This window comes from Singulisphaera sp. GP187, assembly GCF_900129635.1.
Classification (GTDB): domain Bacteria; phylum Planctomycetota; class Planctomycetia; order Isosphaerales; family Isosphaeraceae; genus Singulisphaera.
Map to the genome: position 1 here is coordinate 696117 of NZ_FSRB01000002.1, position 17417 is coordinate 713533.

Sequence of the window (17417 nt, forward strand, 5' to 3'; positions counted from 1 at the left end):
CACCCGTGAATCCCAGGCAGAGGGAAGAGCCGGACCTGCTTTTAGCGGGCCTTCTCAAGTTCTTGGAGCAGGTCGAGTGCCTTGGCGGTGATCTTCGAGGCGGCGTCGACCTCCAGGTAGCTCGACCGTGCCCGCCAGGTTTCATAGCCGCCCAACTCATGCTGCTCCTTGGTGGGGAGGTAGCCGTTGTAGCCGTTGGCCAGCTCGATCGTGAACGCCGGCTTGATCGGGCTCTCGGCCTTGAGCTTGAGGCCGATCTCGACGAACACCTCGCAGGGGATCGCGACGATCGCCAGGCCACCGATCCGCAATGCCTGCACGTTCACATCAACTTGCTTGGGATACTTGCTCAAGAGGATCGATTCCCGCGCATAGAGCTCGGGAACCGTGCTCAGGTCGGGTCCTTTCTTGGCGCGGGCGATGGTGGCTTCGGCCGCGGCCAGTTCTTCCGGGTTCGGTTGCCGCACGCCGAGCTTCAAGTCGGCCGCCCGCGCGTCGAGCGTGACCGCGTCGTGGTACTCGACGGAGCGTGCGACCCGGACCGCCTCGGTGGCCAGTTCATTGGCGACCAGTTTGATCCGGCCGTACGGCGGGGTCGGTTTGTGTGCCTCGCGAAAATTGATGTTGTTGATGTCACCACTGGTGCCGTTGGACATCATGGCCACGAACGGCGGATCGAGCCGGTCGCCTTCGATCAATTCTTTGGTGCGATCGGCGAACGCGCCATAGTAGTCGGCCGAGGCATGCCCCGCGCCGACGCCGCCGACGTAGTGGAGCGAGTAGTTGGCCAGGAGCGCGATCGGCTGCCCCGCGGCGGATCGGACCGAGATGACCGGGACCTCGGGGTCGATCGGTCCGGCGGGCTCGACCAGGTTCGGGTTGGCGATCCCTGGGTTCATCTTGGCGCGGTCGTTGGTCTTTCCAAACGGATCGGCGGGGATTGTCCCCGGCTTCATCTTCCAACGCCGGTTGAAAACTTGTTCCGCATTCTTGCCCGTGCCCCAGCCGATCTTGGCCGGCTCGAGGTTGTTGATGGCGCGCTGGGCGGCGTCGGCAATCCGCACGGCGAGGAACTGCAAGTATTCCGGATCCGGGTCGCTTTGGAAGACGCTGCCGGCCGTCGGGCACGAGTGGGCATGGGTCGCTGAGATCAGGACGTGGTCGAGCTCGAGGTGGGATCGTTCGCGGATCAGTCGCTTCGCGTTGGTGATGACCTCGCGGGGGATCATGCAGCTATCGCAGACGATGATCGCCAGCTTCGTCTTGCCGTCGTCGAGCACCAAGGCACGGGCGTGCAGCTCATCGTGGATGTGAGTGGTTTTGCCGTCGTGCATATTGCCGTTGATCGACATCCCGAGCCAGGGCGAGATGTTGCTGGTCGCGGCCCCGGCGCGAAAGCCAGGCTTGGGATCGGCCGCCCGCGCGGAGCGGCTCCATCCCGGGAGGGTGAGGCCAATCGCCGTGCAGGCGATCGCGATCGTCATGAAGCGAATTGACCGGTCGCGGTGGGGGGATTTTGCAATCCTCATCGGTTCTAGCCTTTCTGGGTGTCGGGCGCATGGAGGGCGGGTTCGTCCCGGCTTCAAGGGTTGGGAGCCGGGGAAGGAGGTTGATGAGACACCAATGGAACCGTGCAAGGGCAGTCGCCGTCGCCTGGTTGACGGTGAGGCTTGCTTTCGCAACGATTCCAAGAACTCTTGAAGCGAGCGAGGTCTCTCGGGCGTTGCGAGCGGATTCCGCCTGGGATCGTTTCTTAGCCGAGCCACTCGAGCGGATGGTGGGAACGTTCGGTCAGGGGCATCTCCACCGGGCCGCGGCGGAGTTGCGAGGCATAGCAGGCGAGGATCATCTCAATGGAGGCTCGACCGTCATAGACGCTCACGCGAGGCTGGATGTCATTCTCGACGGCCTGGATCAGGTCGGCCACGATCAGCCGGTTCGCTTCGGGGAGGCTGTTGGCGCCCAGAGTCTCGGCCTTGCCCACCCCGTCGCTCGTGATCTCGACCCACTTCGTGCCTTTTTCGGCCCCGCTCCAGGTCGGGTCGGCCAGCAGATAGGCCGGAGGCACCCAGCCGGTTCCGAGGTCGATCCGGCCCTTCGACCCGAGAATCTGAAGCCCGAACCGCTGGCCCGGTTGTTTGGGCCGAGAGGTCGCGAAGTGGGCGACGGCCGGATTCGCCGTGAAGCCGAACATCGCGTCGACCCGGTCGCCCGCGAGCAGGCCGAGCCCTTCGGCCCCCTGGCGGATCTGCGTTTTTCCGATCGGCTGTCCCGCTTCCGTGACGCGAGCGAAGCACCAGGCGGCGTCCCCTTGGAAGCCGCGGATCAGGTCCATGATGTGCGACCCCAGGACCATCAGGTCCTCCCCGCCGCCGCGTCTGTCTTCTTTACCTCGGCCGCGGAACTCGAGCACCTCGCCGATCGCCCCGTTGGCGATCAGTTCCTTGACGCGCTCGAACCGGGGGCTGTAGCGGGACTGAAAGGCCATGGCGAGCTTGGTGTGCGACCGCTCGCAGGCCGTGACGATGGCGTCGCAATCGGCCAGGGTGGGGGCGAGCGGTTTCTCGGAGAAGACGTGAATCCCTCGCTCGACGCATGCGAGGATCATCTCCTTATGGCAGTCGATCCAGCGCGGGGCGACCGCGACGAACTGGGGTTTTTCGCGGTCGAGCAACTCGCGGTAATCCGCATAGGCATGCTCAACCCCCAACCGCTTGGCTGCCGCGGCCCGTCCCTTGGGGTCGTCGTCGGCCACGCCGACGACCGTCAGCTTCGGCTGATTGAGCATCGCGACGTCCAGGCCGTGCCCGTAGTCGCCCCGACCTGTCCGACCAATGATCGCCGCGCGGTAGGGAGCTTGGAACATCGGCATGGCTCTCGCTCGGAGGATAGAGATCGGTCCTGGCTGGCGCCTTACGCTTCGAGGCGGATCACTTGGGCGGGGTCGGGCTCGCTTCGATGGGTACGGTCACGCCGATCATGTCGAGGGTGACGGTGGTCCCGTCGGCCCCGACCCCCGGGACGATCGCCTTCGAAGCGGCGGGGGGAATCTTGGCGTCGTAATACTTGGGGCGCAAGTCGTTCAGAGCGCGGCTCGCTTCGTCGTCGGTGACGTAGTAGGTCGCCTTGGCCAGGTGGCGGAAGTCACTCCCCGTCTCGGCCAGGAGTTTTTCGAGCGTCTTGAAGATCGCCTCGACTTGCTCGGTCCCCTTGGCGTGGGGGGGGCCGTAGAGGCCCGACAGATAAACGAGGTGCCCGCGGTTGACGCGGACCACCTTGCTGAAGACTGGGGATGCCTTCATCCCGGTCGGTGTCAGGGCTTCGACGACCGTAAGGTCGGTCCGAGGCCCCGCTCTCGCGATCAGCTCGATCTCGATCGGCACCGTTGAACCCGACCGCCACTCGACGTAGACCAACGGGGGAACGGCCCCCGCTCCGAAGAAGGCGGTCATCTCGCGCTCGACCACGGCCGCTGCCGACATCGGCTCTAAAAAGGCCTTGAGCTGGACCACGTGCGATTTGTCCAGGCCCAAGTAAGCCAGGGTCTTGCCGAGACTCTTGAGCGTTCCCCGGGTTGCTTCGGCCAGGTCCATGCTCGGTTCGGCCTGCCCGGAGACGTAGACCCTGGCCCCGGCCGGCAGGATCGCCAGCGGTGCGCCCGAACGCTGTCCGGCGGGAGCCGGCGCCAGCGGCCGGACGCTCTCGGGCGTCTCCGCGATCGCATCGATCGCCACCAGCGCTTCGGGATGAGCCAGGACGCCGATGACGAACGTGACGGCCGGTCGGGCCTGCCCTGTCATCCGGGCCTTGAAGACGGTGCGGAACGTCGGGAGCACGTCGGCGCGCGCGGCGTAAACGTTGACCTTGACCACCCGGTCGAGCCCCGAACCGGCCGCTTTCAGGGCCGCTTCGAGCCGATCGAGCACCACGGTCGCCTGTTCGGCCGCCCGCTCGGGGCCGACGATCGAGCCGCGCTCGTCGAGCGGCAGGAACTGGGCGGTATGCGCCAGGTTCATCGAGCTCGGAACGATGACCACCGCCGAAGTCTGCGTGGAGTCGTCCGGGCCGATGGACCGCACTTTCGGCTTCTCCTGCTCCTCCGCGCGGGAGCCACTGGAGAGGACGAGCCCGACGAAAACGATGGCGAGTGACCTTCGGAGCAAGTGCAGCGAGCGCTCGGCCCAGGCGTTTGGTGTCATGCCCTTTTACCTTTTGATGACTCGGTTTCGCGGTCGTGAACTCTTGTCGACGTCGAAGGGCGACGCGACCCAATCGCGCGAGGATAGCCGAGGCGGAACCCTCGCTCAAGGATCTGGAACCCCAGGATTGCCGAATCGATTTGGCCGGACGCGCTCGCCGTGCGTGTGGCTCGGGTCTCTGACCCCGGTCTTTTGACCTTTGCGCCGGGGTCGAAGACTCCGGCCGCACACACATGGGTAACCCCACTGACAGGCGTGTGTGCAGTTCGTCGGTAAACTGCTGGAGTGAGAGGGGAAGCTACGGAAAAGAAAGAAGCCATTCCTTGAAATCATTCAAGGAATGGCTTCTTTCTTTTTTGCGAATTCCGAGGTGAGGTTTTCTCGCTGGAATCCGTTCACGCTCAGGCGTGAGCCCGCTTTTTTTCCAGGTTGGGCAAGAACCCGGCCAGGAGACCGACCAGGGGGAGGAACGAGCAGACGCGGTAGACGAACTGAATGTTCGTCTTGTCCGCCAGCCAGCCCAGGACGGCGGCACCCAGGCCGCCCATGCCGAACGCGAATCCGAAGAAGAGGCCGGCGACGAGGCCGACGCGGCTGGGCATGAGCTCCTGGGCGTAGACCATGATCGCCGAGAAGGCGGAGGCCAGGATCACGCCGATCGGAACGGTGAGCACCCCCGTCCAGAACAGGTTCGCATAAGGCAAGACGAGGGTGAACGGCAGCACGCCGAGGATCGACACCCAGATGACCGCCTTGAAGCCGATCCTGTCTCCCACGGGGCCGCCGGCGATCGTGCCCGCCGCCACGGATCCCAGAAAGATGAACAGATAGATCTGGGCGGTCGGGATCGAAACCCCGAACCGATCGATCAGGTAGAAGGTGTAATAGCTGCTCAGGCTGGCCAGGTAGAAGTATTTCGAGAAGATGAGCAGGAGCAGAATAACGATCGCCGAGATTACGCGGGCGCGCGAGGGACCGGTTCGGTGGCTGTCATGCGCCGCGCTGAGGCGGCCGGACTTCCTGGCATGCAGATAGGCCTCGTACCACCGGCCCACGGCGAACAGGACGACCATCGCGACCACCGCGGCGATCGAGAAGCAGGCGATGCTCGCCTGGCCCCAAGGGACCACGATGAACGCGGCCAGCAGCGGGCCGATCGCCGATCCGGCATTTCCACCGACCTGGAACAAGGACTGGGCAAATCCGTGGCGCCCGCCCGAGGCCATCCGGGCGACTCGGGAGGCCTCGGGGTGAAACACCGACGACCCGATGCCCACCAGGGCGGCGGCAATCAGGATCAGCACGAAATGGTGCGCCATCGACAGGAGAATCAGGCCGACGAGGGTGAAGACCATGCCGGTGGCCAGCGAGTATGGGCGCGGCTTGCGGTCGGTGGAGAGGCCGATGAGCGGCTGAAGCAGCGAGGCGGTCAACTGGAACGTGAACGTGATCAGCCCTACCTGAGTGAAGGTCAGGTGATACTGCTCCTTGAGGAGCGGATAAACCGCCGGGATCAGCGACTGCATGATGTCGTTGAGCATGTGCGAGACACTGAGCGCCGCCAGGACGGCGAACACGGTCCCCTCGCCCACCGCAGTCGCCGGCTGCCGACTCGGTTCCGTCTCGGCCACGGCCCCGCTGTTACTACTGGTCGCCATCAGCTCAAACCCCTTGCGTCGGCCGAGAAAGGTCGGCCATCCATCCTGATCGCTTTGCCGCCCGGTCGTTCAGAGGCGACGACACAAGAACAGGTCCCCAAGGTTCGCCCCGCAACTCATGGTCCAGGTTAAGGTGCCATGGGAACGCCAACTCTCCGGAATGGCTGAACCGATATGTCGCCCCGCAAATGCGATCGATGTTTGGCCGAATCGCGGTTTTGCATTGTCCTGGGGGGAGGAGGAGTGTGGGCGACTGCACAGGACGACCGATCGAGGATACCCCACGTCATTCTACCGATTGCGTCTACTGTGGCTCGTCTGATTCTTCTCGGTTTTCGCCGACGTTGTACTGTACGAACGTTGCGATGCTCTGCCGTTAAGGGGGAGATCGTACGTCAGGTCCGGGCTCCCCTGTCCCAGGGGATCTACGGCGTGGGTCGCCGACGATTGCCTGCCTTACCGGCCCGTGTTAAGGTCGTCGCTGTCAACGGAGATCCGTTGGCTCGGGCGGACCGGTCGGTCTCTTTGCTGGACCTTCGATTTCCAAGGGCGATCTGACGATGCGTCGTTCCCTGCTTGCGCTCCGAGCCATTTCGTTTTCCTGCCTGATGCTCGGGCTGAGTCCCGTCCCTGAGGCGGCTCGCGCGGCCGAGCCGGCGCCGGGGCGGCCCAACTTCCTGTTCGTATTCACCGACGACCAGCGCTACGACGCCATGAGCGTCGTCCAGCGTGAGCAGGGAGATCGAGCTCGCTTCCCCTGGTTCCAGACGCCGCACATGGACCGGCTCGCCTCCGAAGGGGTGCGGTTTCGCAATGCGTTTGTGGTCAACTCGCTCTGCGCTCCGAGCCGTGCCTGTATGCTCACGGGTCGCTACAGCCACCACAATGGGATCGCCGACAACCAGACTCCGTTTCCCACCGACAGTGTGACCTATGCTTCGCTCCTTCGAGCCGCGGGCTATACGACCGGTTATGTCGGCAAGTGGCACATGGATGGCCAGAAGGGCAAGCGGCCAGGCTTCGATGAGTCGGTGAGCTTCATTGGCCAGGGGAAATATGTCGATTGCCCGTTCGAGGTCAACGGCAAGCTGACGCCGACCACGGGTTGGGTGGACGATCGCTCGACCGATTTCGCCGTCGAGTTCCTCAAGAAGAACCAGGCCAAACCGTTCGCCCTGGTTGTCGGCTTCAAGTCGACCCACGGGCCGTTTGACCCTCCCGACCGCGCCCACGATCGGTTTGCCGGCGAAACGCCCAGGCCGGCGGCCAACCAAGGGGTACGGCCGATCTACCGGGCGACCGCCGAGCCTGCCGCGGCCAAGAAGAAGCAAGGTGCGCCACGGCCAGGGGAAAAGCTCGGTTATTTTCGATGTGTCTCAGCGGCCGATGACAACCTCGGGCGGCTGATGACCACGCTCGATGAACTTGGGTTGGCCGAGGACACCGTTCTGGTCTTCACCAGCGATAATGGCTACTACCTCGGCGAACACAGCCTGGGCGACAAGCGTTCCGCCTACGACGAGAGCCTGCGGGTTCCCTTGCTCGTGCGCTACCCGAGACTGGTCAAGAAGGGCAAGCTCGTCGATTCCATGGTCCTCAACATCGACGTTGCGTCCACCTTCCTCGACCTCGCCGGTGTCCCCGTCCCCAAGGCGATGCAAGGCCGGAGCTGGCGCCCGCTTCTTGAAGGGAAGCCCGACGCTTGGCGTACGGCCTGGTTCTACGAGTATTTCCAGGAGCGTGCCTTCCCGGGCACCCCCACGATCCTGGCCGTGCGGACCGAGAACGCCAAGCTCATCACCTATCCGGGCCATCCCGACTGGACCGAACTGTTTGATCTGAAGGCCGACCCCTACGAGAAGTCGAACCTGGCGAGCGATCCTGCCCACCAGGACCTCCGCCAGAAGATGGAGGCCGAGTTCGCGAGCCAGCAAAAGGCGGTCGGGTACACCTACCCGAGCTATGCGGACTTCCCCCAGCCCTGAATGCGTTGCGGTTCCCTCGGAATCGGCCAAGGGGTGATGATTGATGAGACGACATGAACTTCGTATCGCGGTGTCCTTGGTATTGGCCTGCGGCAGCCTGGCCCACGCCGCCAGTCCTCTACGCCCGAACATCGTCCTTGTGATGGTCGATGACATTGGCTACGGCGACTTCTCCTGCCTGGGCAATCCGATCATTCAGACGCCCCACGCGGATGCCTTCGCCCAGCAAGCGGTCCGCTTCACCGATTTCCACGCCAGCCCGACGTGTGCTCCGACGCGCGCCGCCCTGATGACCGGCCGCCATGAGTTCAAGTCGGGCGTGACGCATACGATCCTCGAGCGCGAGCGGCTGAGCCTGAAGGCGACGACTCTTGCTCAAGTCCTCAAATCTCGTGGGTATGCCACCGGAGTCTTCGGTAAGTGGCACCTCGGCGATGAGGATGCCTATCAGCCAGGTCAGCGTGGGTTCGACGAGGTTTTTATCCACGGCGCCGGCGGCATCGGCCAGACCTATCCGGGGAGCGGCGGCGATGCTCCCGGCAACTCGTACTTCAACCCCGCCATCCTGCACAACGGCACGTTCGAGAAGACGACCGGCTACTGCACCGACCTCTTCTTCAGTCAGGCGCTCGCGTGGATCGATCGGGAGCGGAAGGGAGACGAGCCTTTCTTTGCGTACATCACCCCCAACGCCGCCCATGCTCCGCTCGATTGCCCCGAAGCGTACGCCAAACGCCACGCCGGCCAGGTGCCGGTCAACGTGGCGAAGTTTTATGGGATGATCGAGAACATCGATGACAACTTTGGCATGCTGATCGCAAAGCTCAAGGCCTGGGGGATCGAGAACAACACCCTGGTCGTGTTCATGACCGACAACGGCGGTACTGTGGGAACCAAGACCTATAACGCGGGGATGCGCGGCACCAAGGGGACTCCATACCAAGGAGGGACGCGCGTCCCTTCCTTCTGGCGCTGGCCGTCAGGGTTCAAGGGGGACGCCGAGGTGAATGCACTCGCGGCTCATCTCGATATATTCCCGACGCTGGCCGAGATTGTCGGTTTACCGCTCTCCGAGTCGTTGCGCAACCAGGTGGAAGGCCGAAGTTTGCTGCCGCTTTTGAAGGATCACCAGGCCGATTGGCCCGACCGAACGCTGGTCACTCACGTGGGTCGCTGGAATCGGGGCCAGGTCGAGCAGGCAAAGCATGCAAACGTCTCGATCCGTAACGGTCGCTACTCGCTCGTCAATAACGCCGAGTTGTACGACCTCGAGGCCGATCCGGGCGAGTCGAAGAACGTGATTGCCGAGCACCCCGAAGTGGTCGCCAGCCTCCGGTCCGCCTACGACACCTGGTGGCGGGACATTCTCCCCTGCCTGGAGAACGAAGCGGCCGTCGGTCCCAAGGTCAACCCGTTCAAGGAACGCTACTGGAAGCAGTTCGGCAGCGGACCCGACGAGGCCCTCCGCCTGCGCATGGATCCCACCCGCGACAACGGTGCGGCGACGAAGGCCGATTCGAAGCTGGGAACGCAGTGATAACGGCCATGCCGGTTCGTCTCACGGTTCGAGCACTGATGTTCCTGGTGATACTCGCCGGTTTTTGCCTGGCGGCGTTCCAGCTGCATCCCGCTTTCGGTTTCTTGATTACTGGCATACTCTCCCTGGCACAGATCAGAACGGCCGGTGCGATCAATCAGGCTCGGGCAATGGGCTTGCCAATCCGCCCATCAGTGGTGATTCGCACCTTCGTCGTCTCGATCCTGGTTGCAGCGACGATCCTCGGGCTTTCCCTAATTCCCGGGCTCTGCCTCATGCCTGCCTTCAACATGCCCCAAATGCACGCTCCCCCCGAGTTCGGATTGTCCTCCCTCGTGGGGGTCCTCTTTTCAGCCTTTGTGGCGATCCCGATTGCCATCCTGTTGAGGCGTTGCCTGTGGTAGAGATCGACCCTGGCGTCCTGCGGAGGGAATCTCTTGAACATGACGAATGCGAGGGATGAGGTGACCTTGCTTCGTTCCGATAGGAAGCCGATTGCGAGTCGTCAACTCCGCCATAAAAATGCGTTCAAATTAGTTAATGATTGCATTTGGTTATATGGGTTGAATTTCTTGGGCTGCGGGTGCCTCGCCGCGCCTCGAGGGGAGCAAATCCACTCTGACGCGGCGGTTCATTTGTTCTTTTCCTGAAGCTCCTCAAGCAGACGGGGCACATAGCTGTCATACCGGGAGTGGGGACTCGGCCCGTTCGGGGGGAATTGACGAATCGTTTCGCGGAGCGGGGCGGCCTTGTCACCGAGGGCGCCAATGCCGTTCAGGGCTGACATCGTGACGAAGAAACCGTTCTTCGACCCGTCGCCGAGGCTGGCCAGCACCGAGAGGCTGCGCCCGAGGTCGATGCCGTCCCCGTACCGTCCAAGCGCTTCGGCGGCCACGATCCGCACGTAGGGGGAAGGATCATCGAGTGCCCGGGCCAACTCCTCATGGCCCGTGCGAACCCCTTCGCCGCCGCGCATCAGGAAACCAAGAGCGGCCCAGTAGCGCACGGCGCTGTCACTGTCGGTGAGCGCGGTCTTTAAGCCGGGCATCGCGCTGGGGGCGAGCATCGAGGCGAGCTCGGCGGTCTCGAACACGCGGCGGAATGGATACTTGGCCTCATCGTGGCCCATGTCATAGGGGGAGGAACCGCGGGAGCGGCTCTGGATTTCCCCTTCGGGCAGGAATCCGACGTCGCAGATCTTGGTCTCCCAGGCCCGATGCGCCTGGCGCAGGGTCGCGAGGATCGCCTGTTGCCCTGGTGCCGCGGCGAGGTTCTGGATCTCGTCGGGGTCGGCCTGGAGGTCGTATAGCTCCTCGGCCGGCTTCGTCTTCCAGAAGGCGTCTTGCGCGGGCGTGAGTCGTCCCTCGTCATGGAGTCGCTTCCAGACTTGCGTGGTGGGTGTCTGGAACATGTAGTCGAGGTACTGGCCGTAGATCTTGTGAGGCATGTAATTGCGAATATAGACGTAACGACCGTCGGTCGAGCTGCGGACCAGGTCGTATCGTTCGTCCATCCGCCCCCGGAATCCGTAGACGAAGGGCTGCGCGGGGGCCTGGTATTGACCCAGGAATGCGTGCCCCTGCATCCACGAGGGGGGCTCGATCCCCGCCAGGCTCAAGACCGTGGGCGCCAGGTCCACGAAGCTGACGAGGCGGTCCGACTTGCCGCCGGCCTGGTATTCGGGGGGCCGCAACGCCTTGAACTTCTCGGGAATGTAGACGACCAGCGGCACGTGCAGGCCCGAGTTGAACGGCCAGCGCTTGCTTCGCGGCATCCCCGAGCCGTGATCTCCGTAGTAGAAAACAATCGTCTCTTCGGCGAGCCCGGCGTCGTCAAGTTCTTTGAGCCGCGCGCCGGCGTCGGCGTCGGCCGCGCTGACCTGGTCGTAGTATTGGGCCCAGTCCCGACGCACTTCGGGCGTATCCGGATGATAGGCGGGAACGCGGACCTTGGCGGGGTCGTGGATCGGCGTGTGCGGCCGGGTCCGGATCTGGCTCTCATGGCTCTTGGTCGAGTTGAACACGGCGAAGAACGGCTGGTTCCCTTGACGATTCTTCCAGTGGGCGCGGGCTGATGAGACGTCCCAGGTCGAGCCCGGTTCCTTGAGGTTGTAGTCGGTCTTGCTCTGATTGGTGCAGTAGTATCCCGCCTGGCGGAGATAGTGGGGGAACATCGCCTTACCGTTGGGATAAGCCACCAAGCTCCGCATCGCCTCGGCCCCGGTGCTCGGTGGGTAGAGGCCCGAGATAATCGTGGTCCGGGCCGGAGCGCAGACCGGGGCATTCGACCAGGCGTGCGTATAGATCATCCCCTTGGCGGCGAGTCGGTCGACGTTCGGGGTGCTGGCGTATTGGTCACCGTAACAGCCCATCTGCGGTCCGTGATCCTCGCTGGTCAACCAGAGAAGATTCGGCCGAGCGTCGGCCCGGGCCGAGGCGGCCTGGAACCAAGCCAACACCGGGAGGATCAACCGAATTACACGAAAAAAGGATGACGTGAACATTCGTGGCCTCAGTGGGGACTGGGTTGCGAAGCGGGTGACCGCGGACTGCGACGGAGTTGATGGGTTGGGAGGTGGAATAAAAAATGAGCATGCATTAACTTCGAGGAAACCCTTGGTCGCCAACGTCGTCTGCCTGCAGGGTTCTCGAGACGTGAGGTGAAAAAGTTTCCATGTATTCCCACATGCGTTTCGGAATGGTCGGTTGGTCGTGGTAAAGGAAATATCGGAACAGCCAGTAGGAATCGTCGCGATGAAATGCAAGCTCGACGGTGAGCTGGCCCGGATGTTCGAGGAATTCCGATTTGCGGTGAGTCATCGCGATCCGAGCGGGCTGGCCCTGGAACCGGATCGTCTGGAGCCGGCCTTGGAGGGGGGCTCAGTCGTGAGTTTGGCGACGTCCAGGGTGGCCTCTGGCTTGACGTTGGAGGGCGACCAGAGTTTGATTCCCCCCTCGTCCGGGTGCGCTTTGTCCCAGACGATCGCCGACTCCCAAAACTCGGGCCGGATGAGGGAGAAGCCGGTGGGATGAAAGACTCGTCGCCTTTCGTCTGGCCGCTCGACCGGGATCCCGGAGGTCGCCCGCCGTGGCATGGCATGCTGAACGACGCGGTAGCAGAACGTGAGGAACACCGTGATCGATGCGACCAAGGCGATCTGGCTGATGACCGCGAGCAGTCGTTCGTGGCGGGGGGAGTCGGACGTCATGAGGATCCAGGCTCGATGATGACGACTCGGAAGGGAGAGCGAGCGCCTCGCTGGCACGAACTCTCGATTGGAGGCGGCGGACGTCACCAGTCCGTCGGATTCCCCCTCAGTTTAGCCTGCCCCGCGATGGTGTCGCAATCGGTGACTCCACGTGTCGTCGTGCGCGCCGAGTCGTTGCACAAAGTGACCATGCATGGGAAATAATCGGGATCCATTGAAATGGATATTGTGAAAAAATAAGGAGTGAGTGAGGCTGCAAGTCTTGTTGCTTTTCGGTGTCGCGGCTTGGTTCCCTTGGCTCATTCAAAGCGAAGATGCTCGACCGACTCTCCGGAGTCGCGCAGTTCGATCAGCGAGTCGACGCCGATCTGGAGGTGTTTTTCGACATGTTGGGCCGTGACGGTGACGTCGCTCAGGCCGGTCTTGACGCCTTCGGGGGTCATCGGGCTGTCCGAGACCAGGAGGAGGGCGCCTTTGGGAATGTGGTTCACGAAGCCAACCACGAAAATGGTGGCCGTTTCCATGTCGATTCCCGCGGCTCTGCTCTTGCGGAGGTATTCTTTGAAGGTGTCGTCGTGTTCCCAGACCCGGCGGTTGGTGGTGTAGACGGTGCCGGTCCAGTAGTCGAGGCCGTGTTTGATGATCATGGCCGAGACGGCCCTTTGCAGCCGGAACGAGGGTAAGGCGGGGATCTCGGCGGGCAGGTAGTCGTTGCTCGTGCCTTCGCCGCGGATCGCGGCGATCGGCAGGATGTAGTCGCCGACCTTCGCCTTCTTGAGGCCGCCGCATTTCCCGAGGAAGAGGACCGCCTTGGGGGCGATCGCCGAGAGCAGGTCCATGGCGGTGGCTGCGTTGGCGCTTCCCATCCCGAAATTCAGCATCGTGATGTTCTCGGCGGTGGCCGACTGCATCGGCTTGTCCCGCCCCACGACCTCGACGCCGAATCGTTGAGCAAAGAGATCGATATACTTGGTGAAATTGGTCAGCAAGATGTACTGGCCAAACTCCTCAAGGGGACGCCCCGTGTACCGAGGCAGCCAGTCTCTGACAATCTCTTCCTTCGTCCTCACAACCGAGCCCTCTCGAAGTCCTCGCGCTGGGATCAGCTCCGGCCCGGTTGGCCTCCCGTTGGGACCGTAGCCACCCCGCCCGCATTTTTTGATTTCATCCGCGGAGCGAGTCGTACCCCCGACTTCCGGAAAACCGCTCTCGACTCTTATTCTACCGCGGCTCGAATCGGCACGTGACGGCTTCACGAGCTCCCACTCGATTTTGCCAATGGCCAGCGGACGCGGCTTGTATTCCTCTGGCAAATGTCATAGGCTGTCGGAAGCGGGCATGAGGGGCGGCAACCGCGGGCGTGTTGAGCTGGTCCAAGGGGGAGGATTCCGATGCGTTTTTTGCCGAGCGTACTCCGGCGTCAGCTGAGCGGGGCCGAGTTCGACGCCAAGCTGGGGCAATGGGTTTGCTGCCTCGCGGGAGTCGTCATTCTGCCGCTGTCGGTCGTGGCCTTGGTCCGGCACCCGGGCAGTCGATCCGATTTCTTCGTCGGGCTTGGGGTGGCGTTTGTGTTGGCCTTGCTCCTCCTCATGTTGGGGATGCTGGTCAGGCGGATTGACTTGCTCAAGCTTCCCGCGCGGGCGCGTTGGGCGGAGTACCTCGGTGATCTTGCTTGTTTAGGAGTGATGATCGGTGGGATCCGGTTCGTTGCAACGCTCGGCGGTTCGCCCGCCCAGGTCACTCTTGGCATCCTCGTGGTCGGTTCGTTGAGCCTGGCTGTCCTGGTCTTCGGGATGTTGACCACCGTGGCTCGAGCGCTCAGGACCTGAGCTTGAGAGGGGCCGGAGCCAACCGAGGGGAGCGACCGGGTCAGCGGGGAACACCTGTGGTATTCTGACAGAAAGGCTCTGCTTCAGTCCGGGCTCGAGAATTCGGTTGTCACATGCGTAGAACCAATGCCGCCGCGATTCTGCTGGCGGGCCTCCTTGGCTCAGGCACTTCGTGCGGCCTCGGGGGGGCTCCCGGGGCCGGATCCAACGGCCTTGCTTCGCCGCTCGGCGGCGCACCTCGGTTGGGCGTGACCGAGGTGGCGATCGGCCCTGACTTTCAGGCCGTGGCGGGGCAAACGGTCTATGTTCCGGTCTATTCCCACGTCTTTACCTCGGACGATGCGCGTCCGTTTCGGCTGGCCGTGACGCTCAGCGTGCGGAACACCGATCAGGTTCAGCCGATCATCCTCGTCTCGGTGAAGTACCACGACCGAGACGGCCGCCTCGTCCGCGACACGCTCAAGAAGCCATTGCGGATCGCCCCGTTGGCGTCGATGGATTTCTTTGTCGAGGAAAACGACACGACCGGCGGCTCCTCGGCAAGCTACCTGCTCGAGTGGGTGGCCGAACGATCGGTCAGTGCCCCCGTGGCTGAGGCCGTGATGATCGGGACGGCGAGCACCCAAGGGATCTCGTTCGTCTGCCCCGGTCGCGTCGTCGCGGAACGATAGGGACGACCGATGCCACTGCCCTGCCCTTTTCTCTTGCTTGGATTTTGAACCGGCTCTGGACCTGACGATTCGTCGTCGTTCCGGCTAAGATGGGTCATTGCGGTCCATTCCGGTGATGACACGAAGCGGGGATCGGTCGATGGCCAAGAAGAAACCCGGCAAGAAGGCCCCGAAAAAGCCGCTTCCAACGCGGGAGCAAGCCGAGCCTCTGCCCGAGACTCCCGATCACCGTGCCCTGGAAGAAGCGATGCGGGGTTTCTTCGGCCAGATGGCCGGCAGCCACGCGCCCGACACGCCCCAGGGACAGGCAGAGGAACTCATGTTCCAGGCGTTGGAAGTCACCGACAACCGGAAACGTGCCGCGCTCGCTCGGAAGGCCCTGGCTCTGTCGCCCGACTGTACTGACGCCTACATTCTGCTCGGCGAGTGCGCCAAGACCCGCAAGGAGGCGCTGGAGTTCTACCGCCAAGGGGTCGAGGCCGGCGAGCGGTCCCTGGGCCCCGATTTTTTCAAGGCTCACGCGGGGCAGTTCTGGGGTTTCCACGAAACCCGCCCCTATATGCGTGCCCGGCTCGGCCTCGCGGATGTGCTCTGGACCATGGGGCATCGCGATGAGGCGATCGCGCACCTCCAGGAGATGCTCGCGCTCAACCCGAACGACAACCAAGGGGTACGCTACATCCTCGCGGGCTGGCTCCTCAACATGGATCGGTTCGACGAGCTCGTCCGCCTGCTTGACGCGTTCGACGAGGCGACGGCCGCCTGGGCCTACACCAAAGCGCTGTTGGCGTTTCGCCGGGATGGCGATGCGCCCAGCTCCCAGAACCAGCTCAAGGAAGCCCAACGAATCAACCGGTTCGTTCCCGATTATTTGCTCGGCAAAAAGCCGATGCCGCGCGAACAGCCCGGCCTTTATCAGCTTGGCGACGTCAACGAGGCCATCCTCTATGCCGGTGCCGCCATGGGCGGGTGGAAATCGACGCCGGGTGCGCTGGGCTGGCTCAAAGCGGCCGGCTCGAAGGCGAAAGCACCGCAGTCGCGCCAGCCGAAATCGAAAGGGCCACTCCCCTTGGTCCAGAAACGGTTGCTCCGACTTCCGCAGGAGTTCGACGTCTGGCAGGCGGATGTCCGCCAGCTTCGTTCCCGGACCGAGATCGACGGCACGCTCGTTCACCCCTGGGTCGTGATTGTTTCCAGCCGGAGCCAAGACCTGATCCTGACACAGAACGTTGTGGAAGACGCTCCCACGGCGGATTGGCTCTGGGATCAACTGGCCAGCGCGATGCAGACGCCGATCATGGGGGAAGCGCATCGTCCCACGGAATTGCAAGTCCTTGCCGGTGAGTGGTGGGAGTCCCTCACGCCCCACCTCAATGCGATCGGGATCGAGGTCGAGACCGTGCCCGCGCTCGACCAGTTGGATTTCGTCTTTGCGGAGCTTGAGACCGCCCTGGTCGGCGACCAGCCTCCGAGCCTGCTCGACATGCCCGGGGTTACCCCCGAGATGGTTGCCGGTTTCTATCAGGCGGCGGCCGAGTTCTACCGGAGGGCGCCTTGGCGGAAGCTGGGCTATGAGTCGGCCATCCGGGTGGAATGTGACCGGGTCGAAAGTGGCCCCCGGTTTGCGGTCGTCATGGGACAGAGCGGCCTGACCTTTGGGCTGGCGCTCTATGATGACCTCAAGGTGCTCAAGAAACTCTGGAAGGGCCGGATGTCCGACGAGGACAATGCACGCGAGACGGTCGCCCTGACCGTCACCTATGACGACGAGTCGGGGATCCCCGACGGCGACCTGGACGCCATCGCGGAGTACGGCTGGGAGGTGGTGAATCCCGAAGCCTATCCGTCGATTTTTCGCAAGGAACGCGGATTGTCGATGCGCCCTCCGTTCGGTTGGGAACTCGAGTTGATGCAAGGTTGCCTGCGGACCATCCCCGACTTCGTGGCCCGGCATCCCTTGGACGACCTCACACCGTTCGAGGCGACGGTCACGGTCGCTTCGGGCGAGCTCCGGCTGGTCCTTTCCTGGGTAGACGGTTGAGGCGGCTGGCCACCCTTCGTCCGCGCTCAAATTCGCGGACGAAAGGATTTTTCTGAAATAATGTGAGTCGTCCAGCACATCTTTTGTTGATTGTCGATGGCGAAGGGCCGCGGTCGCTTGACCCTCCCACGACCAGGGCGCATAATCGAAGCTGTCACCTCGCTTCGCCAGCGTCTCCATCTTGCCGGGGATCAGTGCTGGTTTTTCGGATCGATCGCTCCCGCCCGAGATTGGCCAGCCTTTCGCCTCTTGAGGCTTAATGTCGCCGGAAATCTTGGCCGCCGCGGGG

General features: G+C 63.2%; 13 protein-coding genes. 6 read left to right on the forward strand and 7 right to left on the reverse strand.

Annotated elements, in window-relative coordinates; genetic code table 11:
• Positions 1-41: 41 nt before the first annotated feature.
• The 4 genes from BUS42_RS27255 to BUS42_RS27270 form a co-directional block, all read right to left on the reverse strand.
• Positions 42-1529 carry a neutral/alkaline non-lysosomal ceramidase N-terminal domain-containing protein gene (locus BUS42_RS27255; RefSeq protein ID WP_074312285.1) on the reverse strand — a complete coding sequence of 496 codons (1488 nt, stop codon included), beginning with the start codon at positions 1527-1529 and terminating at the stop codon, positions 42-44.
• Positions 1530-1753: 224 nt separating this feature from the next.
• Positions 1754-2872 (reverse strand): Gfo/Idh/MocA family protein, encoded by a 1119-nt coding sequence (locus BUS42_RS27260; RefSeq protein WP_143206529.1) that lies wholly within the window; start codon positions 2870-2872, stop codon positions 1754-1756.
• Positions 2873-2930: 58 nt separating this feature from the next.
• Complete coding sequence (locus tag BUS42_RS27265; RefSeq protein WP_074312287.1) at positions 2931-4199, reverse strand: RidA family protein; 1269 nt, start codon at positions 4197-4199, stop codon at positions 2931-2933.
• 401 nt (positions 4200-4600) lie between these two features.
• Positions 4601-5857: an MFS transporter gene (locus tag BUS42_RS27270; protein WP_074312289.1), complete on the reverse strand. Its 1257-nt coding sequence runs from the start codon at positions 5855-5857 to the stop codon at positions 4601-4603.
• A gap of 560 nt (positions 5858-6417) precedes the next feature.
• Here BUS42_RS27270 and BUS42_RS27275 point away from each other — a divergent pair.
• From BUS42_RS27275 to BUS42_RS27285, 3 genes are read left to right on the forward strand one after another with little or no spacing between them, the layout of a single operon-like run.
• On the forward strand, positions 6418-7842 hold the full coding sequence (locus tag BUS42_RS27275) for a sulfatase family protein (RefSeq protein WP_074312291.1): 1425 nt from the start codon (positions 6418-6420) through the stop codon (positions 7840-7842).
• A 43-nt stretch (positions 7843-7885) separates the two neighbouring features.
• Positions 7886-9379 carry an arylsulfatase gene (locus BUS42_RS27280; protein WP_074312293.1) on the forward strand — a complete coding sequence of 498 codons (1494 nt, stop codon included), beginning with the start codon at positions 7886-7888 and terminating at the stop codon, positions 9377-9379.
• An 8-nt stretch (positions 9380-9387) separates the two neighbouring features.
• On the forward strand, positions 9388-9783 hold the full coding sequence (locus tag BUS42_RS27285) for a hypothetical protein (RefSeq protein ID WP_143206530.1): 396 nt from the start codon (positions 9388-9390) through the stop codon (positions 9781-9783).
• A gap of 227 nt (positions 9784-10010) precedes the next feature.
• On the opposite strand, the gene BUS42_RS27290 is transcribed toward BUS42_RS27285, so the two are convergent.
• From BUS42_RS27290 to BUS42_RS27310, 3 genes are all read right to left on the reverse strand, one after another.
• Complete coding sequence (locus BUS42_RS27290; RefSeq protein WP_074315389.1) at positions 10011-11837, reverse strand: sulfatase-like hydrolase/transferase; 1827 nt, start codon at positions 11835-11837, stop codon at positions 10011-10013.
• 357 nt (positions 11838-12194) lie between these two features.
• Entirely contained in the window at positions 12195-12587 is a 393-nt protein-coding gene (locus BUS42_RS27300; RefSeq protein WP_074312299.1) for a hypothetical protein, read from the reverse strand.
• A 299-nt stretch (positions 12588-12886) separates the two neighbouring features.
• Positions 12887-13657, reverse strand: a complete 771-nt coding sequence (locus BUS42_RS27310) for an AMP nucleosidase (protein WP_074312303.1) — start codon at positions 13655-13657, stop codon at positions 12887-12889.
• A gap of 321 nt (positions 13658-13978) precedes the next feature.
• Between BUS42_RS27310 and BUS42_RS27315 the strand changes: the two genes are divergently transcribed.
• The 3 genes from BUS42_RS27315 to BUS42_RS27325 all read left to right on the forward strand — a co-directional run bounded on the left by BUS42_RS27315 (position 13979) and on the right by BUS42_RS27325 (position 17128).
• Positions 13979-14416 (forward strand): hypothetical protein, encoded by a 438-nt coding sequence (locus tag BUS42_RS27315; protein WP_074312305.1) that lies wholly within the window; start codon positions 13979-13981, stop codon positions 14414-14416.
• A gap of 113 nt (positions 14417-14529) precedes the next feature.
• Positions 14530-15087 carry a DUF3124 domain-containing protein gene (locus BUS42_RS27320; protein WP_074312307.1) on the forward strand — a complete coding sequence of 186 codons (558 nt, stop codon included), beginning with the start codon at positions 14530-14532 and terminating at the stop codon, positions 15085-15087.
• 139 nt (positions 15088-15226) lie between these two features.
• Positions 15227-17128 carry a DUF7309 domain-containing protein gene (locus BUS42_RS27325; protein ID WP_074312309.1) on the forward strand — a complete coding sequence of 634 codons (1902 nt, stop codon included), beginning with the start codon at positions 15227-15229 and terminating at the stop codon, positions 17126-17128.
• Positions 17129-17417 lie beyond the last annotated feature (289 nt).